Below are 6,551 nucleotides of genomic sequence, written 5' to 3' on the forward strand. Positions count from 1 at the left end.
CGCCTGATCAAAAAGCACTAGCAGCTGCAATTTTGATAGCAACTCGTGTGCTGGCGGGTATCGTCAGCCAACCCGACTCAGTGCATACCGCGTATCCAGCAACACCTGAATGCGCGCACCCAGCGCGGCGCCTTCATCGTCCTCCAGCCGTGTGAACTGCTGGGTCCAAGCCTCAGACTGCGCAAAATTCGGGAACCGGGGCGGTTCGCCCCACAGCCAGTCCGGGTGGGTGGCCCTGGGGCTTCGGCCGAACAGGTGCAGGTGCATATTGCGGTGCAGTGCGGGGGTTTTCGGCCCCTGGGGGTGGGCAAGCGGGTTCAGCGCGTTGTTGCTCGCCTCCCAATAGTTCAGGCAGCCACCGGCGAGCTGCGGCAAGGTGTCGAGCATGGCCCGGCCCGTTGCGGCCACCAGGCATGACCAATGTGCCAGCTCTTCGGGCGTCAGCTCGCTGCGTTCCCAGACGGGGCGCGGCGGGTGGACCAGCACATGCCCGCCATCGCTGCGGTGGTTCATGGGCCGCGCGGGCAGGTCGACCGTGCCACCGGCACAGCGGATCAATGTGGTGTGGATGTTCACGGGGACTTCTCCAAAACGGAAGGTTGTAAAAAGGGGGCGATGGCCGATCGGCGCCTCATCCCTCGCTGCGCGGCACCCAGCAGGCGATGGCCGTGGCCGACAGCAGCAAGGCTGCGACGCCATACACCCAGGCGGACGGCGCAATGGGCAGCAGCACACCCGCCAGCACCGGGCCTGTACCAGCGCCCAGGTCTCGCCACACAGACCGGGTGGCCAGGGCCTGGATGCGCCCCGGCCCCGGTGTGCGGCGCGCGACCAGCGGCGGCAACAGCGGCAGCAGCAGGGCCCGCAAAATCACGATGGCCAGTGCGCTGGTCCACAGCCACCCCAGGCCAAAACCCACCAGGGCCAGCGACGTGAGCACCGCAAAACCCACGAGCAGCACTTCGGCGCCATAGCGCTCGGCCAGGTCGCCACCCACCACACTCAGCGCGATCTCGGCCAGATAGCGGACCGACAGCAGCATCCCCGCCACAACCACCGGATGGCCCGACAGCACATCGCGGCCCAGGTACGACAGGCCGATGATGAACAGGCCGTCCAGCACCAACCCCTCAACGAACGAAAAGCGGTCCAGGCGACCCGGCAACCTGTCCCAGCGCTTTGGCGGTGGCGGCAGAGCATGCGGCTGGGCGGGCAAATGCCGCGTGGCCAGCAAGGCGCACAACGCGACGGCGGCAAACACCCAGAAGATCGCCCGGGGCTCCCACCACAGCGCGCAGACACCCCCGGCGGGCAGGGCCAGCATGGGCCCCAGCGCTGCAAAGGCGCGCGACTGCCCGGCACGGCGCGCAGCGCCCACAGGCTCGGCCGTGGCCAGCGCCTGCGTCGCGAGGTTCAGCGCCGCAAAGGCCAGGCCCCACAGCAGCCGCAGGCCCAACAACGCGATGAAGCCGCTGAGGGTGGCGTACCCCAGCGCACACATGGCGGCGGCCAGCACGGCCAGCGAGCAGGTGAGACGCTCGCCATGGCGGGCATAGAACCGCGCCACCGCCCCGTAGCCCGCAATGCGAACGAGGCGGTTTGCGGCCAGCAGAATGCCCGCCTCGAACAGGGTGACGCCAAACGCCGGGGCAAACATCGGCAGTAGCAGGTAGAGCACCGTGTCCCCAGGCAGTGCAAGGCCCAGCGCCAAGGCGGCGCGGCGCGAGTGGTGGTCTGAGGCCAAGGCGTTGTCTGAAGGCTGTGGCATGGCCCGCATGGTGCGCGGCAGTGCCGGGCGCGACAAACGATATTGCTGCGTGCCATGCGTGACAAAATTGCACGCATGCCACCCCGCCTGCCCCCGCTGAACGCCGTCCGCGCCTTTGTGGCGGCGGCGCGGCACCAGAGCTTTACCCACGCCGCGCTGGAGCTGCACGTCACCCACAGCGCCGTCAGTCGCCAGATCAAGGCGCTGGAGGCACACCTGGGCGTGGACCTGTTCGAGCGCAAGACCCGGCAGGTGCTCCTCACCGCGGCGGGCCACCAGTTCCACGCACAGGTCGGGCCTGCACTCGCGCAGATCGGCGCTGCCGCCCAATCGCTGCGGGGCGATGCCGAGCTGCGCAGCGTGAAGATCAATGTGCGGCCCAGCTTTGCGGTGCGGTGGCTGATCCCTCGGCTGCCTGGTTTTGTGGCCCAGCATCCGGACATCGAACCCCAGGTCATCACCAGCACGCTGGCGCCAGACCATGCCACCGAGACCTTCGACCTGGCCCTGCGGCGCGGCCCACGCGGTTGGCCGCCGGGCATGCAGGTGCAGCCGTTTCTGGAGGACGAGGCGCTGGTGGTGGGCGCGCCTGCCCTGTTCGCCCAGCGCCCGGTGGCGCAGCCCGAGGCGCTGTCGGCCCATGTGCTGCTGCTGTCCAAATCGCGCAGCAAGGACTGGGAAAGCTGGAAGAAGCTGGTGAACGCGCCAAGGCTCCAGCCCGCCAGCTGCCTGCAGTTTGACCACCTGCACTTTGTGCTGCAGGCCGCCGTGGATGGGCTGGGTTTTGCCGTGGCCCCGGTGTCGTTGATCACCCACGACCTGGCCTCGGGGCGGCTGGTGTCGCCCCTGCCCACCTTGCGGCTGCCGCTCACGCGGCACTACCTGGGCATGGCGCCGGACCCGTCACCGGAGACGCTGCGTTTTGTGCAGTGGCTTCAGGACGAGATCAGCGCCTGAGCGGGAGACCGGGCAGGGCGTACAGAGCCCCGCGTGCTCGGCTTGCCCGATTTCTGCACAAATCGGACGGTAGCGCTGGTGAATCATGTGCCAGCAGCTATATTTTCAATAGCAAAAATCATTCGCCATCGCCCATCCACCGTGCCGTTCCCGACACGCGGATGGAGCTGCCAGCCACCGGCCCGATCTCGGCCCGCAGGCGCGAGCGCATGCCCATGTATTCGCCCTGCACCACGTCAATGGCACCGCCGTGCGGCCAGCCCAGGTCGCGCAGGTAGCCCGCCAACGCGGCCGTGGCGGCACCCGTGGCCGGGTCTTCCAGCACGCCGCCCGACGCAAAGGCATTGCGGGTGTGCAGCAGCCGGTCGGACTCCACCCACACCAGCACAATGGTGACCAGCTTGGCGTTAACCATCAGCGTGCGGCCAGCGGCCAGCGCGTAGTGCATGGCAGCCAGTGCCTCGCGACTGCGCAGCGCCAGCACCAGGTGGTCCGCACCGCCGTGGATGAGCGCGGGCGGAATGCGCGGGTCCAGATCGACCGCGCTGAGGCCAAACAGGGCCAGCGCATCGGCCAGCAGCGCCGCAGGCACAGGCCCGCTGCGCGTAGGGGGCGACTGCAGCGCCGCCTGCACCAGATCGCCCGCGCGGCGGCCTTCGACCGTGATCTCGGCCTGGCTCAGCGACAGCGCAAACACGCCATCGCCTTCGCGCTGCGCGAGCGCGGCGCCCAGGGCAATCGTGGCGTGGCCACAGAAGGGCACCTCGCTCTCGGGCGAAAAATAGCGCACCCGCCAGCGGCCATCGCCCAGCGGGGCGGCGAACGCGGTTTCAGAAAAACCGACCTCAGCGGCGATGCGCTGCATGTCTGCGGGGCTGGGCAGCGCGTCACCGATCCATACACCGGCGGGGTTGCCGCCCTGGGGGCCGTCGGAGAACGCTGCGATTTTTTGGAGTGCCATGGGGTTCAACGTGCAGAAACAGGGGACGACCCCGCGAGTGACTCAGAGCTTCGGAATGCGAATCCGGCTGATCATCAGCGACCCCGACACCGCGAACAGCAGCACCAGCGGGTGCAGCGTGAAGCCGCCGATGAGCAGCTTGCCGAACCACAGGTTCTCGCGCACTGCGCCCAACCAGGCGGCCAGGGCCAGCAGGCCCACCAGCACGATGGAGGTGGGGATGGGGGTGCCCTCGAAGTATTTGACCTTGCCATCGTCGCCCGACAGGGTTTCGGCCGTGACGTTGTAGCGCGCCAGGCGCGACACGCCGCAGGCCACGAAGTAGGCCAGCACGATGCGGTCGTACAGGCCCTGCATGCCGCAGCCATAGGCAATGATGGCCGGGGCCACGCCAAACGAGATCACGTCGGCCAGCGAGTCCAGCTCGCGGCCCATGGCCGAGCTTTTCTGGCGCCAGCGGGCGATGCGGCCGTCCAGCACATCAAAGATCAGCGCGGCCAGCACCAGGGCACATGCAAAGTACACATGCACCACATTGCTGGTCTCCAGGTACGACATGACCGAGAACAGCGCGCCCACGCCGCAGACCGCGTTGCCCAGCGTGAACCAGTCGGCCAGGTGGAACTCACGGATCATCGAAAAACGTTTGGGCGGCTGCGGTGTGTTCATGGAGTAAAGGCGCGCAGCGGGGCGCGCAGTGGCAATCAACAAGGTCCATTATGGGTGTGCTGCAGCGCCACCGGCGCGTCAAGCGCCTGTTGTCCATCGCGCAGCGGATCGCCTGTATGCCCTGAAGACCTGCCCTGACATCTGCGTGACTGCTTTTGCGCTGGCACACGGACAGACTGTGGGCAAGCGGCGGTCGCCGCCAGGTAGGACGACGCCGCATATGTGCACCATCGGTGACCGACCTGATTCCCCACAAGACCCGAGACAACCCCATGCGCCACCCCTCGTTGCCCCCCCTGCACAGTCCTTTTGCCCCGGGCGCCCCGGTGCGCAGCCTGCAGGATGTGGAACGGCTCGAAGCCCGCCCCCTGGCCGAGGCGCTGCCGGTGCAAAGCACCTACGAAATCTTTGTGAATTCGGCGGCGGCGTTTGGCGACAAGACGGCGCTGACCTTTTTGCCCGCCGCTGACCCGGCCGTTGAACCCATCCGCTGGTCGTATGCGCAGCTGCTCACCGGCATCCACCAGACAGCCAACCTGCTGCACCACCTGGGCGTGGGCCCGCAGGACGCCGTGGCCGTGCTGCTGCCCGGCTGCCTGGAATACCACCTGGCCCTGTGGGGTGGCGAGGCGGCGGGCATTGTGCAGCCGCTCAATCCCATGCTCACCGACGAGAAGATCGCGGCCATGATGACCTTGGCCCGGGCCAAGGTGCTGATTGCCTACGGCGGCGAGGGCGACCTGGGCTACTGGAGCAAGGCCCTGCGCCTGCGCGCCCTGGTACCCACCCTGACCACGGTGCTGCGCGTAGCCCCGCACGACGAGGCAGCGGGCGCAACAACCGCCCTGCCCCCAGGCATGCTCGACCTGGCCGCGCGCCACCAGCACCCGGGCGACCACCTGGTAAGCGGCCGCCGCATTGTGGCCAGCGACATCGCCGCGTACTTCCACACCGGCGGCACCACCGGCGCGCCCAAGCTGGCCCGCCACAGCCACGGCGCGCAGGTGTTCACCGCCTGGGGCAGCGTGCAGATGCAGGGCATACGGCCCGAGGACGTGGGCATCAACGGCTACCCGCTGTTCCATGTGGCGGGCGTGCTGCCCGGCTCGCTGGCGGCGCTGTCTGCGGGGGTGGAGACCATCATCCCCACCACCGGCCTGTTCCGCAACCGAGAGGTGATTGCCAACTACTGGCGGCTGGTGGAGCGCTACCGCTGCACCTACCTGTCGGCCGTGCCCACGGTGCTGGCCGCGCTGGCCAATGTGCCGCTGGACGGGGCCGACATCTCCACCCTGCGCTATTGCCGCACGGGTGCAGCCATCCTCGCGCCCGAGCTGGCCGCGCGGTTTGAGCGTCTGTTTGGCCTGCACATCCACGAGAGCCTGGGCATGACGGAAATGGCGGGCATCTCCACCATCACCCCACCGGGCGTCAACGCGCCCGCAGGCTGCGTGGGCTGGCGGCTGCCGTACACCCAGCTGCGCGTGGTGGGGCTGGATGCGCAGGGCAATGCGTCCGACCAGGATCTGCCGCCCGGCCAGCCGGGCATGGTGCTGTTCCAGTCGCCCAACCTGTTCTCCGGCTTTCTGGATGCAGCCGACACGGCCAAGGCGTTCACGCACGACGGCTGGCTGGCCACGGGCGACCTGGGCTTTGTGGACGAGCAAGGGCGCCTGCACCTGAGCGGCCGCTCCAAGGACCTCATCATCCGCAGCGGCCACAACATCGACCCCAAGGTGATCGAGGACGCGCTGGGCGCCCACCCCGCCGTGCAGCTGTGCGCCGCCGTGGGCGCGCCCGATGCTTATGCGGGCGAGCTGCCCGTGGTCTACGCCACGCTGGTGCCCGGTGCACCGGCGGTGACCGAGGCCGAACTGCTGGCCTTCACCGCCGAACGCGTGGACGAGGCCGTGGCCCGCCCGCGCTGGGTGCAGGTGCTGCAGACCATGCCCGTGACCAACGTGGGCAAGATCTACAAGCCCGATCTGCGCCAGCGCGCGGCCTGCCACACGGTGCAGGCGCTGGTCGACGGGGTGTGCGGACAAGCCACGGACGGCCTCCGTCCCCAGGTACAGCCCGAGGGCGACAACGCCGTGCGCGTGACCGTGGCCCCGGGCCCCGACGCCGACGCGCTGCAGGCCCGCCTGCGCGAAGTGCTCGCGCCCCTGCCCCTCACCGTGCGCGTCACCACCGGCC

6 protein-coding genes are annotated in these 6,551 nt (G+C 68.8%); 2 read left to right on the plus strand and 4 right to left on the minus strand.

The window, feature by feature from the left end:
* Nucleotides 1-63: 63 nt before the first annotated feature.
* Both AC07X4_RS18860 and AC07X4_RS18865 read right to left on the minus strand, forming a co-directional pair.
* Nucleotides 64-576: a hypothetical protein gene (locus tag AC07X4_RS18860; RefSeq protein WP_494740951.1), complete on the minus strand. Its 513-nt coding sequence runs from the start codon at nt 574-576 to the stop codon at nt 64-66.
* 55 nt (nt 577-631) lie between these two features.
* Entirely contained in the window at nt 632-1,777 is a 1,146-nt protein-coding gene (locus AC07X4_RS18865; RefSeq protein ID WP_494740952.1) for an MFS transporter, read from the minus strand.
* 66 nt (nt 1,778-1,843) lie between these two features.
* On the opposite strand from AC07X4_RS18865, the gene AC07X4_RS18870 reads away from it, so the two are divergent.
* Nucleotides 1,844-2,725: a LysR substrate-binding domain-containing protein gene (locus tag AC07X4_RS18870; RefSeq protein WP_494740955.1), complete on the plus strand. Its 882-nt coding sequence runs from the start codon at nt 1,844-1,846 to the stop codon at nt 2,723-2,725.
* A gap of 118 nt (nt 2,726-2,843) precedes the next feature.
* Here the strand turns inward: AC07X4_RS18870 and AC07X4_RS18875 are convergent, their stop codons facing one another.
* A complete protein-coding gene (locus AC07X4_RS18875) occupies nt 2,844-3,686 on the minus strand; it encodes a PhzF family phenazine biosynthesis protein (RefSeq protein WP_494740953.1) in 843 nt (280 codons plus the stop codon).
* 42 nt (nt 3,687-3,728) lie between these two features.
* Complete coding sequence (gene pssA / locus AC07X4_RS18880) at nt 3,729-4,355, minus strand: CDP-diacylglycerol--serine O-phosphatidyltransferase (RefSeq protein ID WP_056057700.1); 627 nt, start codon at nt 4,353-4,355, stop codon at nt 3,729-3,731.
* A gap of 272 nt (nt 4,356-4,627) precedes the next feature.
* Here pssA and AC07X4_RS18885 point away from each other — a divergent pair.
* A partial coding sequence (locus AC07X4_RS18885; protein ID WP_494740954.1) for an acyl-CoA synthetase occupies nt 4,628-6,551 on the plus strand: 1,924 nt, incomplete at its 3' end.

The sequence above is a fragment of the Acidovorax sp. GW460-11-11-14-LB4 genome, from assembly GCF_059423685.1.

What these genes read in the sequence shown, in the direction of transcription:
- AC07X4_RS18865 (WP_494740952.1), bottom strand. Translation starts at nt 1,777, where the DNA reads ATGCGGGCCATGCCACAGCCTTCAGACAACGCCTTGGCCTCAGACCAC.
- AC07X4_RS18870 (WP_494740955.1), top strand. Translation starts at nt 1,844, where the DNA reads ATGCCACCCCGCCTGCCCCCGCTGAACGCCGTCCGCGCCTTTGTGGCG.
- AC07X4_RS18875 (WP_494740953.1), bottom strand. Translation starts at nt 3,686, where the DNA reads ATGGCACTCCAAAAAATCGCAGCGTTCTCCGACGGCCCCCAGGGCGGC.
- pssA (WP_056057700.1), bottom strand. Translation starts at nt 4,355, where the DNA reads ATGAACACACCGCAGCCGCCCAAACGTTTTTCGATGATCCGTGAGTTC.